Source organism: Acinetobacter sp. Root1280 (assembly GCF_001425285.1).
Classification (GTDB): Bacteria; Pseudomonadota; Gammaproteobacteria; order Pseudomonadales; family Moraxellaceae; genus Acinetobacter; species Acinetobacter guillouiae.
Genome location: NZ_LMED01000007.1, coordinates 44,126 through 63,183 on the forward strand (window position 1 = coordinate 44,126; position 19,058 = coordinate 63,183).

Below are 19,058 nucleotides of genomic sequence, written 5' to 3' on the forward strand. Positions count from 1 at the left end.
CCTAAGCCTCCAACGTTTTACGTACAGCCTGTTCGATACGTTCTACACTTGGTAGCCATTGTTTTTCTAATACGGGTGAAAATGGCACAGGTGAATGCGGTGGTGTCACCAGTTCAATGGGTGCTTTGAGATAATGAAAGCCTTTTTGTGCAATCAATGCAGCCACATCATGCCCAAAACCACAACGGGCAGCAGACTCATCAACAATCACCACACGCCCTGTTGACGCAACAGACTCTAAAATGCCTTCTTCATCCAGTGGAGAAATCGTTCTTGGATCGACAACTTCTACAGAAATCCCCTCCTTGGCAAGCTTATCCGCGACTTCATTGGCACGATGCACCATTAAACTTAGCGCAATAATCGTGACATCGGTTCCTTCACGGGTGTAATTTGCTACACCAAAAGGGATGGTATATGGTTCATCAGGAACTTCACCTTTGATGTCATAAAGCAATTTATGTTCACAAAAAACCACGGGATCATCATCACGGATGGCTTGGATCAATAAGCCTTTTACATCATACGCACTAGATGGCACCACGACTTTTAAACCGGGTACAGCAGCAAACACGTTATACGGGGATTGTGAATGTTGTGCGGCAGCAGAAAAGCCTGCGCCGATCATGCCTCGAACCACCAAAGGCGCTTTAGCTTTTCCACCAAACATATAACGAAATTTGGCCGCTTGGTTATACAACATGTCATGACATACGCCATAGAAGTCCATAAACATCAGGTCAGCCACAGGTCGTAAACCTGTTGCAGCAGCCCCTGCTGCCATTCCAATAATTGCAGATTCAGTAATCGGGGTATCAATCACACGCTCTGAACCAAACTCTGTCCATAGCCCTTTGGTGACACCAAGTACGCCGCCAAAGCCTTCGAGTTTATTGTCATCCGTATTTTTACCGCCATGCCCGCCACGGACATCTTCACCGACAACAATCACGCTTGGGTCACGGCGCATTTCTGATTCAATCGCTTCTTTAATCGCGTTTCGATAACTTTTATTTGGCATTGCTTTACTATTCCTTTAGTAAGAGACATAAACGTCGGTAAGAAGTTGAGAAAGTTCTGGATAATTGGCAGCACGTGCTTTTGCGACAGCAGCATCGACATTGGCTTTTGATTCAACATCAATTGCATCCAGTGTGGCTTCAGCAATCTTGCCTTTGACTTTTTCACGGAAAATTTTCAACGGATCTTTATGCTCTTTGACATAATCGAGCTCTTCTTTTGAACGAATCAGTCCTGGGTCACCTTCAAAGTGTCCATAAAAACGATTGGTAATGGTTTCAATCACACTTGGGCCTTCGCCACGACGTGCACGTTCAATAGCTTTTTGGGCGACCTCATACACAGCAAAGAAATCTGTCCCATCTACTTTTTCAGCAGGCATACCAAAAGCCGCAGCACGACCTGCAATGTCTTTGCTTCCGACTGCATAATCATGCGCAGTACCTTCACCAAAACCATTATTTTCAAAAACAAAAATCACTGGGAGTTTTAAAACCACAGCCATATTCATCGCTTCAAAGGTCAAACCTTGGTTAGAACCACCATCCCCAGTAAATGACAGACCAATTCCACCCGTCTTTAAGGTTTTTGCGGTTAACGCAGCACCAATTGCCAAAGGCGGCCCACCACCAACTATACCGTTGGCTCCCAACATACCTTTGTCTAAATCAGCAATATGCATTGAACCGCCTTTGCCACGGCACAAACCATCGTCTTTACCAAAAATTTCCAACATCATGCCGTGAATATCACATCCTTTGGCAATGCAGTGACCGTGACCACGATGGGTTGAGGTAATAAAATCTTTGTCGGTCAAATTTTCACAAATTCCAACGGCTACCGCTTCTTCACCACTGTAAAGATGGATAAATCCGGGAATATCACCTGTATTATTTTCATCGTGAAGTCGATCCTCAAACTCACGAATATCTCGCATCCGTCTGTATGCTGCTAGCAATTGCTCTTCCGTTAATTGCATATACTTATTCCTTCATGCTCACAGTTAAAAGTAAAAACCATATATTTAAAAACAAATACTGGCATTTAAAACCCGTATATTTATATAAAATTATTTCATTCAAAATTAATATTAGACTAAAAAAATATTTCTTTATAAAACACAATAAAAATATTAAAAACAGCACTTTATAAAGCAAAAAATATTTGTAAATTTTTATAATTTTCAAAAACTTAAAAAACCAAACCTTTAACCAACCTTTATTTTATAATATTAATATTTTGCACTCTTTTATTATATTGATAAATATTTTAAATATATTTGACATCATAGATAAAAATGTCATTTTATATTAAATTATTTTATTTAATGGACTATTTAAAATGGATTTAAAAGTTTCAGTCACCACGGGACAAAAACTACGTGGTGCAGATAAATTGGCACGTATTCCAGTAAAAATTATCAGTACAGAACAGATCCCACAAAAGCCTGAATGGATTCGCGCCAAGATCAGCCAGCCTGAAGAAGTGCAACGTATTAAAAATTTATTACGTCAGCAAAAACTACATACCGTATGTGAAGAAGCCGCGTGCCCCAATTTGCCACAATGCTTTGGTGGTGGAACAGCGACCTTTATGATTATGGGAGATATTTGTACCCGTCGATGCCCATTTTGTGATGTGGCCCATGGACGTCCAAATATTTTAGATGCTGATGAACCGAAACATTTAGCAGAAACCGTTAAAAATCTAAATTTAAACTATGTGGTGATTACCTCAGTAGACCGTGATGATCTTATTGACGGTGGAGCACAACACTTTGCTGCATGTATTCGAGAAATCCGTAAAAGTAGCCCAGATACGCTAATTGAGATTTTAGTCCCTGATTTTCGGGGCAGATTAGAAGTTGCCCTCAACATTCTGAGCGAAACCCCGCCAGATGTATTTAATCATAATATTGAAACGGTCCCTCGTTTGTACCGTGCAATGCGTCCAGGTTCAGATTATCAACATTCCTTGGAACTGTTAAAACGGTTTAAGCATTTACGTCCAGACATCGCAACGAAATGTGGCTTGATGGTGGGATTGGGTGAAGTCGAAGCAGAAGTTATTGTGTTGCTGAATGACCTCAGTGACTATCAGGTGGACTATGTCACCATTGGTCAATACTTACAGCCGTCTAAATCTCATGCCCCAATACATCGTTTTGTTTCATTGAAAGAGTTTGAACATTATCAAGCACATGGTGAGTTATTAGGGTTTAAAAATATATGGAGTGCGCCAATGGTTCGTTCCAGCTATTTTGCTGATCGTCAATACAAGGGCGAGCCTGTACCCAAGCCGTTTACACGTGAAAACATTGTCACAGAAATTTAGGATGATTCAGTGTTAAAGTGAATATGGACGCCTAAACATTAAACAATGAGTACTAAAAAGAATACGCTGTCTTTTTATTGGTAACTTTATTTAACATTTGTGAGCAGAAAACTCATTTCAAAGCGAAACATTAACTTCTAAAGTGAGACAAATGAGGGTCTGTTAACAATTCGTCTATGTTTGCGACTAGGTGTGTTTTTTAGGCGATACTAGGCGAGAAATACGAAATTTAGTCATTCTAAATGAGTAGTTCGTAACGACGTAGCGGCAAAAAACACGCTAGTCCCGAAGGGTTGTGGCTAAAATTATCTCAGCCTNGAAATACGAAATTTAGTCATTCTAAATGAGTAGTTCGTAACGACGTAGCGGCAAAAAACACGCTAGTCCCGAAGGGTTGTGGCTAAAATTATCTCAGCCTTCGTTATGAAACTTGAAAATAGTCTCGCTATTCTCTTCGTTTCCTGCCTTGCCTGCTCAATTTTAACCTACAACGCAAGCCATTTATGAAATGTCAACAGACCCTAATAAAGATGATTATTTTCGGAACACTATTTGTTTGAATATAGCTTAAAATCTGGTGTGATCATCAACTAAAATCACCAGACACAACGACAAAGAATACAAGGTATTAATGGCATAACCATTCATCATAAAGGAATATGATATGAAGCTATTGAATCAATTACAGCCACAAGCGCTTCGTTTACAGACCACACATTTTGTCAATATCGAATCCGTCACTGCTGCGCCACTTCTCGCTTTACCTACCGAACTAGAACCGTCACTGTTTCGTCGTTCTCTTCAACATAATTATGCGGATTTACTAAAAATTGCAGATGATTCTGAAATGGCAATTGGAATCACAGATCATCATGGCACATTACTTTGGACATGGAGCAGCCGTGCTATGCTCTCCTCTGCTGAGCAAGTGCATTTTGTCGAAGGTGGACATTGGTCAACACAGGCTGTCGGTACAAATGCGATTGGTTTGGCTTTAAATAATCATCTCTCTAGCTGTGTTTATTCACATGAAAATCAGATGAACAGTGTACAGGATTGGGTTTGTTATGCCGCGCCGATTGTTGACCCTGTATCTGGACAATTTCATGGTGTGATTAATTTATCGACCAAGTACAAAAAGCATACTTCACTGGGTGTATTGGCTGTAGAGCGCTGCGCAGAGTTGGTTCAACGTGCGATTCAATTTGAACAAAAAAACATGCTTTACCTCAAAGTTTTTGGTACACCTAAAGTTCAATTTAACCAACAGCTTTTAACTTTGACCCATCGACAAATTGAAATTCTATGCATTCTTGTGTTACACCCAGAGGGTATTAACCTAGATGAACTGCACTATGCGTTATACGGTGATCGGGACATTAGTGAAAAAACCTTAAAAGCAGAAATGTCACAATTACGCACCTTGCTCCCTAACTGTATTTTATCGCGCCCTTATAAGTTAGTTTGTGAGATTCAAACCGACTTTACCAGAGCTGAGCAATCCCTCAATGCAGGTTTTCTCGCCAGTACATTTTCACTCTACAAAGGAAGTTTTTTGGCCAAATCAGAAAGCCCTTTCTTGACCACATGGCGTGATTGTTTCGATGCGCGTTTAAGTCATCTGATTTATCAAATTCAGGATATTGACCCACTTTTAAAAATTATTAGTCGTCTTCCTGAACGTAATGATGCAATACAACGGGTATTGGAATTATTGCCTGAACAAAGTCAGCATCGCGCGTATTTTTTAAAATTACTTTAGGCTCAATGAACTTAGATATTTTATTGCACAACTTGTAGTACAGTGCCGTTTTGCTCCGATGTTTAAGGCTATAAAGCTGAGTAAAGTAGAATACATCTCCTCAAGCGAGCTATGTTTTTGCTTGAAGTTGTTTTGCTTAAAATTGCTTTGTATAAAAAATGATAAATGAATCGATCTAAGACTAATTTTTAAGGCCAACGACAGAAAATGCACGGTAAATATAGTCAACCTGTCAAAAAAAATCAGACACAATAATATAATTTCTCTTAATTAATATTTTTAATTAAATCAATTACATGATGAAATAATATTGTTTAATTATATAAAAGCTTACACTGCCACATCTTACATTCAAACTTTAACTACCTTTGCGTAGGCGATGCCTAACTTTTCAGAGATGAAAAGTGACAAAAATCTTCTATTGGGCGAGGGGTACGTCCTGTACCCCCGCCCAACGGCGACATCCATGTCGCCTCACGGTAGGATCACCAGCTATGATTCAAAAGTATAAAAATGAATTGATAACCAACAATTTTTAAAAGTTAATACAAAAACATAAGCTTCATTTATGCTCAATGACTTGATGCAAATCACTTGTATGAAATAATTAGGTGATTTGACTATATAGAAAATTATAAGATTAAAATTAATATATTTTTCACGCAATTAAAATAAACCATTAGCCTGATCAATATTACAACGCCTCACAATCTTACCTCTCTCCGCAATAAATCAATTGCTAAAATTAAAATACAAGTAATTTAAACATAAACGCCCTTTAAATGATAATGATTATATTTTACATTTAACACCATGCAGATCTTCTCGATCCGCTCAGCACTGAAAGTAAGGCAATTGTGGTTTATTGCTTAATAAATATAGGTAGACTTAATAATGAATAGCCAACAACAAACGACATCAGATCAAAAAACAACTTTAGATCAAAAAATAGTACCAGACAAAAAAACAGTATCAGACCCAAAAGCGATACTGAAACAAGATGATCATATGCGGAATCTGGAAGTCATTGAGATGACGATAACGGCGATATCTCATCCTTTTCCTTCAATTGTACGTATCCGGGGCGAAATCAATACAACACAGCCAGACTTATGGACAACACCCAACCTTGCCATTCGTTTAGAAGTGCATCAACAAGCAGACAGCTTACCCATATCACGTGTATATACCGTGCGTTGCTTTGATCCAAGCACCCGCCAAATTGAAATTGACTTTGTTCTACATGCTGACCCAAGTCCAGCAATGCTTTGGCTAGATTCAGCAAAAATTGGCACTAAAATTCAACTTACTGGTCCAAGACCGCACTTCATCCCCAATTTTACCCCAACCAAACGCGTGGTGATGTTTGCTGACGAAACCGCCATTCCTGCCGTCTATTCAATTTTACAGCATTGGCAAACGGGGATTCAGGGAGAGATTTATATTGAAAGTTGTGAAGCCAATATTATTGATGATTTGCCAAAACATCATGGAGTAAATATGCATTTACTCCATCGGGAAAAACCACAGCAAGCGGGTAAATTGGGTATACTACTTAAAATTGCCGAGCAGTTTAAAGATCGTGAAGATATAAGCGTTTGGGCAGCCTGTGAACGTAATGAAGCAAGAGCGATACGTAAGCTGTTTACCCAACATAGTCATTTGAGTAAAGATGATATTCGTGTGGCGGGCTATTGGAATGTCGGCATGTCCAGCTCAACATTAGATCTGAGCCGAGTCGCATATTATCAAAAACATCTAGAACAAGGTAAAACGTTAGAAACATTTGATGATCTAGATATGCCTGTTTAACTGAAACCATTGCCCGATTTAAATCACCCCCATCTCAGTTTTCTTAAGACGATTATTTCGGGGGAGTATTTGGAATGGAAATCAATTCTTGAGGTTGATGCTCTGGCTTTATTATGGTCTAACTCAATGATGATTGAACACAATTGACAGCAGCCGACTCGGATCTCGCGATCCGAGTCTTTTTTATTATTCATTGCTCAGCCTGTGTTGCATAGCTATACATCATGGTCTGCTTAAAGATCCAAAGAGAATCCACTACAGCATTTTTTTCATGATGACTAATTATACTACCGCGAAAACATGGTGATTTAATTGCTGAAAATAAGATTACCAAGGTTGTTTTTCTCTAGCCAAGTGCAAAACTTAAAACCAATCTACCCGCCTTAACAGATGAGCCAATGTTATCTCAAAATGACAGGGATAAATTTGTTTGATCCTTTTTTAAATCTCAAACGACATTATAAGCGTACTCCTCACATCTTATAAGGCCGCTTTCGATGTCATCAACAAGAATGCAAATGACAGACAAAAAATACCTGTCAAAAATGATTCAAATGATCATGTTAGGTCTCACTTCTGTAGCTGCTACTACCCTTTTGCATGCTGCTGAAGAGACGACTCAAAATAATGCTGAACCTCTCGCATTGCCAACACTCAAGTTTACAGCAAACCAATTGGGTGAAATTACAGAAAACAGTGGTGTCTATACTCCGGGTTCAATTGCCACAGCAACGCGTTTGGTTTTAAAACCCAAAGAAACCCCTCAAACGATTAGTGTGATTACTCGCCAAGAAATGGATGATTTTAATCTCAACTCTATCGATGATGTTATGCGGCATACCCCGGGTGTTAGTGTAGTGACCTATGACAGTGAACGGACAGAATATTACTCCCGTGGTTTTGCAATACAAAACTTTCAGTACGATGGGATCCCGATGAATCGGGATTCGGCCTACTCAGCAGGAAATACCCTGAGTGATATGGCGATTTATGATCGTATCGAAGTTTTAAAAGGAGCAACGGGGCTTTTAACTGGGGTGGGTGATCCTGGTGCAACCATTAATCTCATTCGTAAAAAACCAACCAAAGATTTCCAAGGAAATGTTTCTCTTGGTCTAGGCACATGGAATAACTACCGCGGCCAAATTGATTTAAGTGGTCCACTTAACGAAACGGGCAGTATTCGTGCGCGTGGAGTTGCTGCATATCAAGACAAAGAATCTCAATTAGATCGCTATGAACGCAAAACCCCTGTGTTCTATGGCATATTAGAAGCAGATTTAACTGAGAATACCCTACTGACTGTAGGCGCAGATTATCAAGACAATAAACCTAAGGGATCAACATGGGGCGGTATCCCGATTTATAATACAGCGGGCCAATTCAATAAAATGCCGCGTGGCTTTAACAATGGTGCAAATTGGAGTAATTGGGAGCAATATACCCGAACCATTTTCTCAACCTTAGAGCATAAATTTGATAATGATTGGGTCGCAAAAATCCAGTTAAATCATCAAATCAATGGCTATGATGCACAATTAGGCGCAGCGGCTGGTGGTCATCCAAATCCATCGACTGGCACTGGTGTTTCAATGTGGGCTGGAAACTATAAAGGCGAAACCAAAAGTGATGCTGCAGACATCTATGCAACAGGTCCATTTCAACTTTTTGGCCGTGAACACGAGCTGGTTGTCGGTGCAAGCATTTCTGAAAGCACTTGGAAAAATAATGGTTATGGTACACCAACTGATTATAAAACCAGTGTAGATCAATATTATCAATGGAACGGGAATGTTGCAGAGCCTGATTGGCAAAGAGGTAATCATTGGTCAAACAATGAAACCACCAAGCAGAATGGATTTTATCTCACTTCCCGTTTGAATTTACATGATGATTTAAAAGTCATTTTGGGTGGACGTATTGCAAACTATAAGTCAGAAGAGACGAAAGAGTCAGGTATCTTTATACCTTATGTCGGTGCGGTTTATGATTTAAATGACCAATACTCAGTTTATGCAAGCTACAGCACCATATTTAAACCTCAATCTGCACAAAATCCAAACGGTAAAACACTTGATCCGCTTGAGGGAGAAAACTACGAAGCTGGAATCAAAGGTGAATTTTTTGATGGTCGCTTAAATGCTAGCTTGGCATATTATCAACTCAAACAAGACAATTTTGCGAAAGAGATTCCAAACGTCCTTACACCATCTGGTGGTGTCGCATCTGAAGCGCTACAAGGTGTCAAAACCAAAGGGGCTGAACTCGAAGTTACTGGTGAAATTCGCCCGGGTTGGAATTTACATGCTGGCTTTAATCATAAAATATCTAAACAAGATGGGATAAAGCAGAGCACTTTGACCCCTGAAAATGAATTTAGCCTTTATACCAGTTATAAGCTCAATCAATGGGTGGATGGTTTAACTATTGGTGGTGGTGCACGTTGGCAAGATAAGACTTGGGGCGATGTCACCAATCCACTGTATAAAGATCCTGTTAAACATGTGGTGTCTGATTATTGGCTATTTGATGCAATGGCAAACTATGAAGTCAATGATCAACTATCTGTTTCTTTTAATGTAAACAATCTTTTAGATGAAAAATATTATACGATTTTTAGCTGGTATAGCACGTATACATGGGGCGAAGGCCGTAACTATAATTTAGGACTTAAATATAAGTTTTAATCCGGTTTAACTGACTTCCTCTAGGCAATAAGCAAACTCCATACTGCCTAGAGGAATTTCTTCTATTTAACAGGCGCAATCAACTTTTGCTATTGCGCCAAAATCACTGATCTCATTTCATCCTGCACTAGCATCAACCTAATTGTGTATTAAATCCTCATGTTGATCTGTGGATCTTATTATTTGACGAGTTCAGAAGAATCAGTCGTTTTGTTGATGGCTTGTGGTGGTTGCGGGCTGGCTAAGTCCTGATTAATTGCTTTGGTTAAACCAAACATATACAGCAAAATAATCACCGAGAATGGTAAACCACATAGCACCACGGCACTTTGCATCGAATGAAAACTACCTGCTAACAGTAAACCAATACTGACAATCGTAATCACCACAGACCAGAAAATTCGCAACCAAATCGGTGAATCACTTTCATTGCTTCCGCCTTTTGTAGACAGATTTGCAATCATCAGCGTACCAGAACCCACTGGGGTCAAGAACAGTACAAAACAAATCACCACAACAATCCCAGCCACATAAGGATTAAAAGGTAAATATTCGAGCAACTTAAACAAAGACAAAGCTGGATCGGTAAGAACCATATCGCCCAAAACTTTTTGTTTTTGAGTCAAAATTAAATCAATTGCAGTATTTCCGAAAATGGAAATCCAAGCTAAAGTAAAGCCTAAAGGGATCAGACACACACCCAAGACCACTTCACGAATGGTGCGCCCTTTTGAAATACGCGCAATAAACATCCCAACGAAAGGTGCCCAAGCAATCCACCAAGCCCAATAAAACACCGTCCAAGAACCAAGCCAGCCTTTTGCTTGTGGATTGTATAAATACACATCAAAGCTTTTCGCAACAAAATGGTTGAGATAGTCACCCACGTTCTGTACCAAACCATTCAGTAAATGATTAGTTGGCCCTGTTAAGAACACAAATAACAATAACGCATAGAGTAAACGTAAGTTAATCCGTGAAAGCCAAGCCAGTCCTTTTTCAATCCCCACCACCGTGGTGATGGTCGCAACAGACATCATCACCAATACCACTGCGATCAGAGTTACATTGTTGTCTGGAATGGCTGGGACTAAATAACTGATGCCCGAAACCAACACCAGTGCACCAATACCTAGATTGGTGACCAAAGAAATCACCGTGGCTAAAATCCCAAAGCCATCCACAAAGTCGCCGATCAAACCATAGATCCGATCGCCAAAAATTGGATAAAGCGCAGAACGTAAAGCCAGAGGTAAATCTAAGCGAAAGGCAAAATAGCCCAAGGTGACACCCAATAAGGCATAGAGCACCCAGCCATGTATACCCCAATGTAAAAAGCTATACATCATGGCATCTCTGGCAGCTTGGATTGTGCCGCCCTCGCCTTCAGGTGGTCTTAAGAAATGATCGACAGGTTCAGCAACACCATAATACAGTAAGGCAATACCGATACCTGCTGAAAACAGCATAGACACCCAAGCCAAGTAACCAAACTCAGGTTTATCACCATCTTTTCCAAGTGGAAGTTGTCCAGCACGTGAAAAAGCCAACCATCCGACAAAACCCAGACATGCCACAATCACCAGCATGTAATACCAACCAAAGAGTTGATTGGCCTGCTCTTGCACATAGGTTAGCCAAAACTGACTTCTTTCTGGAAATAAAACAAACAATAGGCCAAAAATACCGATACTGATTGCAGAACTTCCAAACACAAATAAATTTAATCGAATCCGTTCGGATGAATATCCATTATGACTTTTTGACACCATGCTATTGCTCCTTGCAATCGGTGTATTTTCTTAAAAAATAATAGGATATGTACTATTTTTACTGAACATCCTGATGGATCAGAATGTTGATGTATACACTGACATTTCTTATTACTCATCAAAAAATTATTGATTTTTGTAGATTATACTTTTTATTGATTGAACGTTCAATCAATAAAAAGTATTATAAAAAAATGCTAAGATGTTCTACATTGAGTAATGTTAAATAAAAAGTGCCTTTTCAGCACTTTAAGTGGATATACATGACAAAACGTAGAGTCAAACCAGAGCATGTGCGACGTGAAGAAATTATTAACGCCGCATTTGATGTGATTTATGAAGTGGGCTTATCCAATATGACCATTGCACAAATCGCAAAGAAAGCCGAGCTATCCACAGGTATTGTGAGTCACTATTTTGGTGATAAACAGGGATTAATAAATACCTGCATGCAAGAAATGCTAAATGTTTTACGTCGCAAAACCGACCAAAATAAAACTGAAGCAGACGAGCATCCAGAAAGCCAACTTAAAGCGATTATTGACTCTAACTTTGATATTAGTCAGGTCAATAAACAAGCCATGCGCATCTGGTTAGACTTTTGGTCTGCAAGCATGCACCTACCCGAACTTGGGCGCTTGCAACAAATTAATGATCAACGCCTGTATTCAAACTTGAAGTTTCACTTTCTCAAGTTATTGGATAAAGAACAGGCAAGCATTGCCGCTCGTGGTTTAGCGGCATTGATTGACGGATTATGGTTACGTGGCAGTTTAAGCAGTCATGATGAATTTGACAGCCAGCTGGCACGTTCCATTGCTTACGATTATGTAAAAACGCAATTGCAATTTGCGAAAAAACCTTTGCAGGAGAGACAGAATGAGTGATTCACAAGTTCATCAATTGTACATCCATGGTCGCTATGTAGCAGCGACCAGTGGTAAGACCTTTACCAGTATTAACCCTGCCAACGGTGAAGTGATCGCAACCCTTCAACAAGCATCACAACAAGACATTGAAGCGGCTGTTCAAAGCGCACAACAAGGTCAAAAAATTTGGGCCGCAATGACAGCGATGGAGCGTTCTCGTATTTTACGTCGCGCTGTCGACATTTTACGTGAGCGTAATGATGAACTCGCTCGCTTAGAAACCCTCGATACAGGTAAAGCCTATAGCGAAACATCGACCGTTGATATTGTCACAGGTGCCGATGTACTCGAATATTACGCAGGTCTCGCGACTGCAATTCAGGGAGAGCAAGTTCCGCTTCGTGAATCAAGCTTTTTCTATACCCGTCGTGAACCACTTGGTGTTGTCGCGGGAATCGGTGCTTGGAACTATCCAATTCAAATCGCATTATGGAAATCTGCCCCTGCGCTAGCTGCTGGGAATGCCATGATCTTTAAACCAAGTGAAACCACACCGCTGAGCGTATTCAAACTTGCTGAAATCTATACTGAAGCTGGACTACCAGATGGCGTATTTAACGTGGTACAAGGTGCAGGCCGTGAGATTGGACAATGGTTAACTGAACATCCAATTATTGAAAAAATTTCTTTCACTGGTGGTGTTGAAACAGGCAAGAAAGTTATGGCAAGTGCCGCAGGTTCTACACTCAAAGAAGTGACCATGGAACTCGGCGGTAAATCCCCTTTAATTATTTGTGATGATGCTGACCTCAATCGTGCAGCAGACATTGCGGTGATGGCAAACTTCTTTAGTTCAGGTCAAGTATGTACCAATGGTACACGTGTCTTTGTTCCCAAAGCACTGTTAGCAGATTTTGAAGCCGCTATTGTAGAACGGGTAAAACGGATCCGTATCGGCGATCCAATGGCTGAGCAAACCAACTTTGGTCCACTCACCAGCTTCCCGCATATGGAAAAAGTTTTGTCTTTCATTGAGTCAGGCAAACAACAAGGTGCCAAACTGCTGATTGGCGGTGGCCGAGCGACAGAAGTTGAATTGGCGCAAGGTGCTTATGTGTTACCGACAGTTTTCAGTGACTGCCAAGATGATATGCGCATTGTTGAAGAAGAAATCTTTGGCCCTGTCATGAGCATTCTCAGTTATGAAACTGAAGAAGAAGTCATTCGTCGTGCCAATGACACCACTTTTGGTTTAGCAGCAGGTGTTGTGACACAAGACATTACCAAAGCACATCGCATTATTCATCAAATCGAAGCAGGTATTTGCTGGATCAACACATGGGGCGAATCCCCTGCTGAAATGCCAGTGGGTGGCTATAAGCAATCAGGTGTTGGCCGTGAAAATGGTTTAACCACACTTGGGCATTACACCCGTATCAAATCAGTTCAAGTTGAGTTAGGTGAGTATCAAAGCATTTTTTAATGCACTCAGGCTTTCTCCGTATATCAATCCTATGTGCCATGTCATCACCTGATTGCATTGGCACTTTTAAAAAATACAAAAAGGATAATTATGACTACTCAAGCATATGACTACATTATCATCGGCGCAGGATCTGCCGGAAATGTGCTCGCAACACGTTTAACTGAAGACAAAGACGTTACTGTTTTACTCTTAGAAGCAGGTGGCCCAGACTACCGTTTAGATTTCCGTACTCAAATGCCAGCAGCGTTGGCCTACCCACTACAAGGACGCCGTTACAACTGGGCATATCTCACTGATCCTGAACCACATATGAATAATCGCCGTATGGAATGCGGCCGTGGTAAAGGTTTAGGTGGTTCCTCATTGATTAACGGGATGTGTTATATCCGTGGTAATGCAATGGACTTAGATAACTGGTCGACGCTCAAAGGGCTAGAAGACTGGAGCTATGCAGACTGCTTACCATATTATAAAAAAGCTGAAACCCGTGATATTGGTGGCAATGACTACCATGGCGCCAATGGCCCTGTATCTGTGGCAACCCCTAAAAATGGCAACAATGTCTTGTTCCATGCCATGGTTGAAGCAGGTGTACAAGCAGGCTATCCACGTACAGATGACTTAAATGGTTATCAACAAGAAGGTTTCGGTCCAATGGATCGTACTGTGACGCCAAAAGGCCGTCGCTCTAGTACCGCACGTGGTTATTTAGACATGGCAAAAGGTCGTCCTAATTTAACGATCGTGACCCATGCCACCACCAATAAAATTTTATTTAATCAAAAGCAAGCGATTGGTGTGGAATATATCATCGGTGCGGATAAAACCAATCTCACACAAGCACGTGCAAACCGTGAGGTCTTGCTTTGTGCGGGTGCTATCGCATCACCACAAATTTTACAACGTTCGGGTGTTGGTGAAAGTAGCTTCCTTAAATCAATGGATATTGATGTTGTACATGATTTACCGGGTGTCGGTGAAAACTTACAAGACCATTTGGAAATGTACTTACAATACAAATGTAAGCAACCTGTTTCACTCTACCCCGCTTTAAAATGGTTTAACCAGCCTGCAATTGGCGCTGAATGGTTATTTAATGGGACTGGTATTGGCGCAAGCAACCAGTTTGAAGCAGGCGGATTTATCCGCAGCTCGGATGAATTTGACTGGCCGAATATTCAATATCACTTCTTACCCGTTGCGATTAACTATAACGGCAGTAATGCCGTGAAAGAACATGGCTTCCAAGCGCATGTTGGTTCTATGCGCTCACCAGCTCGTGGTCGAATTAAGCTGAAATCTAAAGATCCTTTTGAGCATCCAAGTATTCTGTTCAACTATATGTCGACTGAGCAAGACTGGCGTGAGTTCCGTGACGCCATTCGTATCACCCGTGAAATCATGCAACAGCCTGCATTAGATGCATATCGTGGCGATGAAATCAGTCCTGGAAAACAGGTGCAAACTGATGCTGAACTGGATGATTTCGTGCGCAACCATGCTGAAACTGCTTACCATCCTTCATGTAGTTGCAAGATGGGTGAAGACGAAATGGCAGTGGTTGACGGTCAAGGTCGTGTACACGGTCTACAAGGCTTGCGCGTTGTTGATGCTTCGATTATGCCGCTGATCATTACTGGAAATTTAAATGCCACAACGATTATGATCGCTGAAAAAATCGCAGATCAAATCCGTGGCAAAAAATTACCACGTTCTGAAGCGGGTTATTACAAAGCTGGCACAGCACCTGTGCGCAAAGCGCCTTTACGTCCGATTGTGTAAAAGTATTCATATTTTAGCGACACCTCAGTTTTGACTGAGTGTGTCGCATCTTTCAAGGACGAATAAAATGAGAAAAAAATTATTATTGACCATCCCTTTGAGTTTATTTTTTCAAACCCTACATGCCAATGAATCAGGTACAGAAACGCCGTCTCCGTATAGTGCAAATTTGACAGTAGCCAGCCAATATATCTCACGTGGTTTCCAACAGACCTGGGGCAACCCTGCTGTACAAGGCGGATTTGATTATGCTCATCCCAATGGTTTTTATGTAGGAACTTGGGCTTCTACTGTGAGTGATGACTTCATCCGTGATGCCAATGTTGAATGGGACGTCTATACTGGTTATAGCCGTAGTTTCGGTCAGTTAAATCTGGGTACTAAAGTCGCTTATTACTACTATCCTGGGGCAAAAACCACTGCTGAAACAGGTCATACCCGTTTTGATTATGGTGAAATTATTCCAGAAATCAGCTATGGTCCGCTGAGTGTTAAATATGCAATCACTTATACCCAAGATTATTTTGGCAATAATTCTGATACTTTAGCTATTGGTTCCAATAAGCACTCTCGTGGTTCAGGCTATTTAGATGTAAATTGGCTACAACCCATCGCTCAAGGCTGGTCGCTGAATATGCATTATGGCAATCAACGTATAAAAAACTTTTCTGCCGCAAGCTTTCAAGATGCCAGTGTTGCCATTAACAAAGCGCTGCCTTATGGCTTTTCTTCCAGTTTAAGTTATAGCAAAGCATGGGACAAAGACGGATATTATCAAAAATACAGCAATGGCAATCCCAATGCCAAAGTTTCAAATCCAATTGATTCCACCCTCACTTTTTCACTCACTAAAAAGTTTTAAGCTAAAGTTTAAATATTCAGTAACCTGTTATAAATCAACCAAAAACCATGCCCTTCATGAGCGTGGTTTTTTAATGTCTATAGTCACCCCCCTAATTATTCATACAAGTGATTTCTATCAAGTCATTGATCAGAAATGAACTTATGTTTTTGTATGTGCTTTTAGAAACTGTTGGTTATCAATTCATTTTTTTTACTTTTGAATTATAGATGGTGATTCTACCGTGAGGCGACATGGATGTCGCCGTTGGGCGGGGGTACAGGACGTACCCCTCGCCCAATAGAAGATTTTTGTCACTTTTCATCTCTGAAAAGTGAGGCATCGCCTACGCAAAGCTATTTAAACTTTGAATGTAAGGTGTGGCATTGCAAGCTTTTTATAATTAAATAATTTATTTTCTCATGCAATTGATTTAATTAAAAATATTCATTAAAAGAAATTATATTCTTGTGTCTGAGCTTTTTTGACAGGTTGACTTATATCTTGGCTTAATTCAATAAAGCAAACTCAAATCTCCCCATACTGTTGAATTATCATTAGACACCCATTGATTGTTTGTATAAAGTATTAGGAACGATTGTTCCAATATAAATTAATATTATGCGTACTAAAGAGTTTGATCCTGAAGAAGTTGAAAATGCGGTTATGCAAGTTTTTTGGCGTAAAGGATTTGCAGCGACATCAATTCAAGATTTAGTTGAGGAAACTGGACTCTCACGCAGCAGTTTATATAGTTCCTTTAAAAATAAAGAGCAGCTATACCAACAAGCCTTATCTCGCTATCAACGCCTGATCAGTAAATCAAATATTGATTTGTTATCCAGTGATGGATCAGTCAAAAGTATCATGCAACAATTATTATCTCGTATCATTGAAGATGAATTAAATGATCCGCAACATCGGGGTTGCCTGATGGCCAATGCCTGTTTGGAGTTAGCAGGACACGATCAAAAGACTGCAGAATCTGTCACGTACAACTTTGAACGATTACAGCACGCACTGGAACAGCTCATGATCAGAGGAAAGCAATCTGGTGAAACCACCCTACATAGTTCTCCGCAAGCCTTAGCACTTTTTTTCGTGAATACCATTCAAGGCATTCGCGTTTTAAGCAAAGGCTGTAGCGCAGAAAATCGTCAGCAATATCTAGAGAATGTTGCTGAAGTCGCACTGAATACCTTGTATTAATTTTTAGTTTCCCCCTTAGCAGACTGGCTAATTTGCAATGCTGAGGGTTTTATTTACCCCAAAATGGAACGATCATTCCAATATAAATGACAACATGGAGTCTACAATGAATATTGATCTTCAAAATTTTGTGATGCCTATATTCCTTAAACGAGATGACCTTTCTGTTAATCATACACAGAGGTATAGCGCATGAATCAGTTCAACAACAGATCAGAGCAGAACCGATCTGCGCCCAGCTTACCGATATGGAAATTATTGGCATTTACGGTTGCAGGTTTTATTACCATTATGACGGAAATCATACCTGCGGGCTTATTGGCATTGATCAGTCATGACTTAGAGGTGTCTGAAGCTTTAGCAGGGCAAATGATTTCAGTTTATGCCCTAGGATCGGTCATTGCGGCGATCCCTGTGGTTGCTGCAACACGGAGTTGGTCAAGAAAACCTTTATTGTTATTGGCAATCACAGGCTTGTTTGTCTTCAATAGTCTAACAGCGCTATCTTCCAGCTATATTGTCATCCTGATTTCACGATTTATTGCGGGAATGTCAGCTGGAATTATCTGGGGTATCTTGGCGGGTTATGCTCGAAGTCTAGTTCCTGCCCATCTACAAGGCAGAGCGATGGCGATCGTTGGGGTCGGTCAACCCATTGCATTATGTATGGGTGTGCCTTTAGCTATTGGATTGGGCAATCTGTTTGGCTGGCGTGGGGTTTTCTGGGTGATTTCAGGACTTGCTTTAATCCTGATCATCTGGATAAAAATAAGCCTCCCTCATTTGGCTGGACAACCCGCGAGCAAACAACAATCTATTCTCAACGTCTTGGTACACCCCGGTATAGGCGCAATTTTGGCGGTTATTTTTGTTTGGATTTTGGCACATAACATACTTTATACCTTTATTTCGCCTTATTTGTCTGCTGTACAGCTGAGTGAGCATATTGATCTTATTCTTCTTATTTTTGGTCTTTCTTCAATATTCGGCATTTGGATTACAGGGATTTGGATCGATAGATCATTACGCAAATTAACCCTGATCAGTTTAACAGGCTTTGCCATCGCTGCTCTTTTCATGGGCTTGAGCGGTCATCACATCTGGCTTGTGATGCTAGGTATCGTACTTTGGGGAATGACTTTTGGCGGTGCACCAACTCTACTACAAACTGCGCTGGCAGATGTCGCAGATGAAAATGTGGATATTGCCCAATCAATGCTGGTGACGGTGTTTAATCTTGCTGTTGCAGGGGGCGGTATTTTAGGTGGCATCCTACTGCAAAATGTAGGAATAGACTCATTTTTTGTTTGTATCATCGCATTATCATTATTGGGGTTATCTATTGTATTTTTTGCGCATGAAAATGGTTTTAAATCAGGACATCGTTTGGGCAGCAAATAAATTTAAAGCTGTCATTTAACACCATGCTTCGATGACAACATCTATTGGATCAAACAGCGCCATCATCGTTGTGGGCTATTTGA

At 40.5% G+C, this 19,058-nt stretch carries 13 protein-coding genes; 10 read left to right on the top strand and 3 right to left on the bottom strand.

What is annotated here, in order from left to right; translation table 11 throughout:
• Position 1 precedes the first annotated feature (1 nt).
• Positions 2-1,021, bottom strand: coding sequence for an alpha-ketoacid dehydrogenase subunit beta (locus ASC84_RS07285; protein WP_004717558.1), 1,020 nt, complete (start codon positions 1,019-1,021; stop codon positions 2-4).
• Between the two features lie 15 nt (positions 1,022-1,036).
• Complete coding sequence (locus tag ASC84_RS07290) at positions 1,037-1,999, bottom strand: thiamine pyrophosphate-dependent dehydrogenase E1 component subunit alpha (protein WP_034610596.1); 963 nt, start codon at positions 1,997-1,999, stop codon at positions 1,037-1,039.
• 362 nt (positions 2,000-2,361) lie between these two features.
• Here ASC84_RS07290 and lipA point away from each other — a divergent pair, with 362 nt between their 5' ends.
• The 4 genes from lipA to ASC84_RS07310 all read left to right on the top strand — a co-directional run bounded on the left by lipA (position 2,362) and on the right by ASC84_RS07310 (position 9,615).
• Positions 2,362-3,354: a lipoyl synthase gene (gene lipA, locus ASC84_RS07295; protein WP_056513092.1), complete on the top strand. Its 993-nt coding sequence runs from the start codon at positions 2,362-2,364 to the stop codon at positions 3,352-3,354.
• Between the two features lie 664 nt (positions 3,355-4,018).
• On the top strand, positions 4,019-5,116 hold the full coding sequence (locus tag ASC84_RS07300; RefSeq protein WP_004717563.1) for a helix-turn-helix domain-containing protein: 1,098 nt from the start codon (positions 4,019-4,021) through the stop codon (positions 5,114-5,116).
• An 894-nt stretch (positions 5,117-6,010) separates the two neighbouring features.
• Positions 6,011-6,928, top strand: a complete 918-nt coding sequence (locus ASC84_RS07305) for a siderophore-interacting protein (protein WP_056513095.1) — start codon at positions 6,011-6,013, stop codon at positions 6,926-6,928.
• Between the two features lie 497 nt (positions 6,929-7,425).
• Entirely contained in the window at positions 7,426-9,615 is a 2,190-nt protein-coding gene (locus ASC84_RS07310) for a TonB-dependent siderophore receptor (protein ID WP_056513097.1), read from the top strand.
• A 179-nt stretch (positions 9,616-9,794) separates the two neighbouring features.
• On the opposite strand, the gene ASC84_RS07315 is transcribed toward ASC84_RS07310, so the two are convergent.
• Entirely contained in the window at positions 9,795-11,387 is a 1,593-nt protein-coding gene (locus ASC84_RS07315; RefSeq protein ID WP_056513100.1) for a BCCT family transporter, read from the bottom strand.
• A gap of 263 nt (positions 11,388-11,650) precedes the next feature.
• Between ASC84_RS07315 and betI the strand changes: the two genes are divergently transcribed.
• The 6 genes from betI (at position 11,651) to ASC84_RS07345 (ending at position 18,975) form a co-directional block, all read left to right on the top strand.
• The gene (betI, locus tag ASC84_RS07320) at positions 11,651-12,274 is read left to right on the top strand and encodes a transcriptional regulator BetI (protein ID WP_004717575.1); all 624 of its coding nucleotides are present in this window, start codon (positions 11,651-11,653) and stop codon (positions 12,272-12,274) included.
• Positions 12,267-13,739 carry a betaine-aldehyde dehydrogenase gene (gene betB / locus ASC84_RS07325; RefSeq protein ID WP_056513102.1) on the top strand — a complete coding sequence of 491 codons (1,473 nt, stop codon included), beginning with the start codon at positions 12,267-12,269 and terminating at the stop codon, positions 13,737-13,739. Before betI ends, betB begins: the two co-directional genes overlap by 8 nt.
• 90 nt (positions 13,740-13,829) lie before the next feature.
• Positions 13,830-15,524 carry a choline dehydrogenase gene (gene betA, locus ASC84_RS07330; protein WP_004717579.1) on the top strand — a complete coding sequence of 565 codons (1,695 nt, stop codon included), beginning with the start codon at positions 13,830-13,832 and terminating at the stop codon, positions 15,522-15,524.
• A 67-nt stretch (positions 15,525-15,591) separates the two neighbouring features.
• Positions 15,592-16,386: a TorF family putative porin gene (locus ASC84_RS07335; RefSeq protein WP_056513105.1), complete on the top strand. Its 795-nt coding sequence runs from the start codon at positions 15,592-15,594 to the stop codon at positions 16,384-16,386.
• Positions 16,387-16,986: 600 nt separating this feature from the next.
• A complete protein-coding gene (locus tag ASC84_RS07340; RefSeq protein ID WP_056513108.1) occupies positions 16,987-17,574 on the top strand; it encodes a TetR/AcrR family transcriptional regulator in 588 nt (195 codons plus the stop codon).
• Between the two features lie 192 nt (positions 17,575-17,766).
• Positions 17,767-18,975: an MFS transporter gene (locus tag ASC84_RS07345; RefSeq protein WP_056513111.1), complete on the top strand. Its 1,209-nt coding sequence runs from the start codon at positions 17,767-17,769 to the stop codon at positions 18,973-18,975.
• Positions 18,976-19,058: the final 83 nt, after the last annotated feature.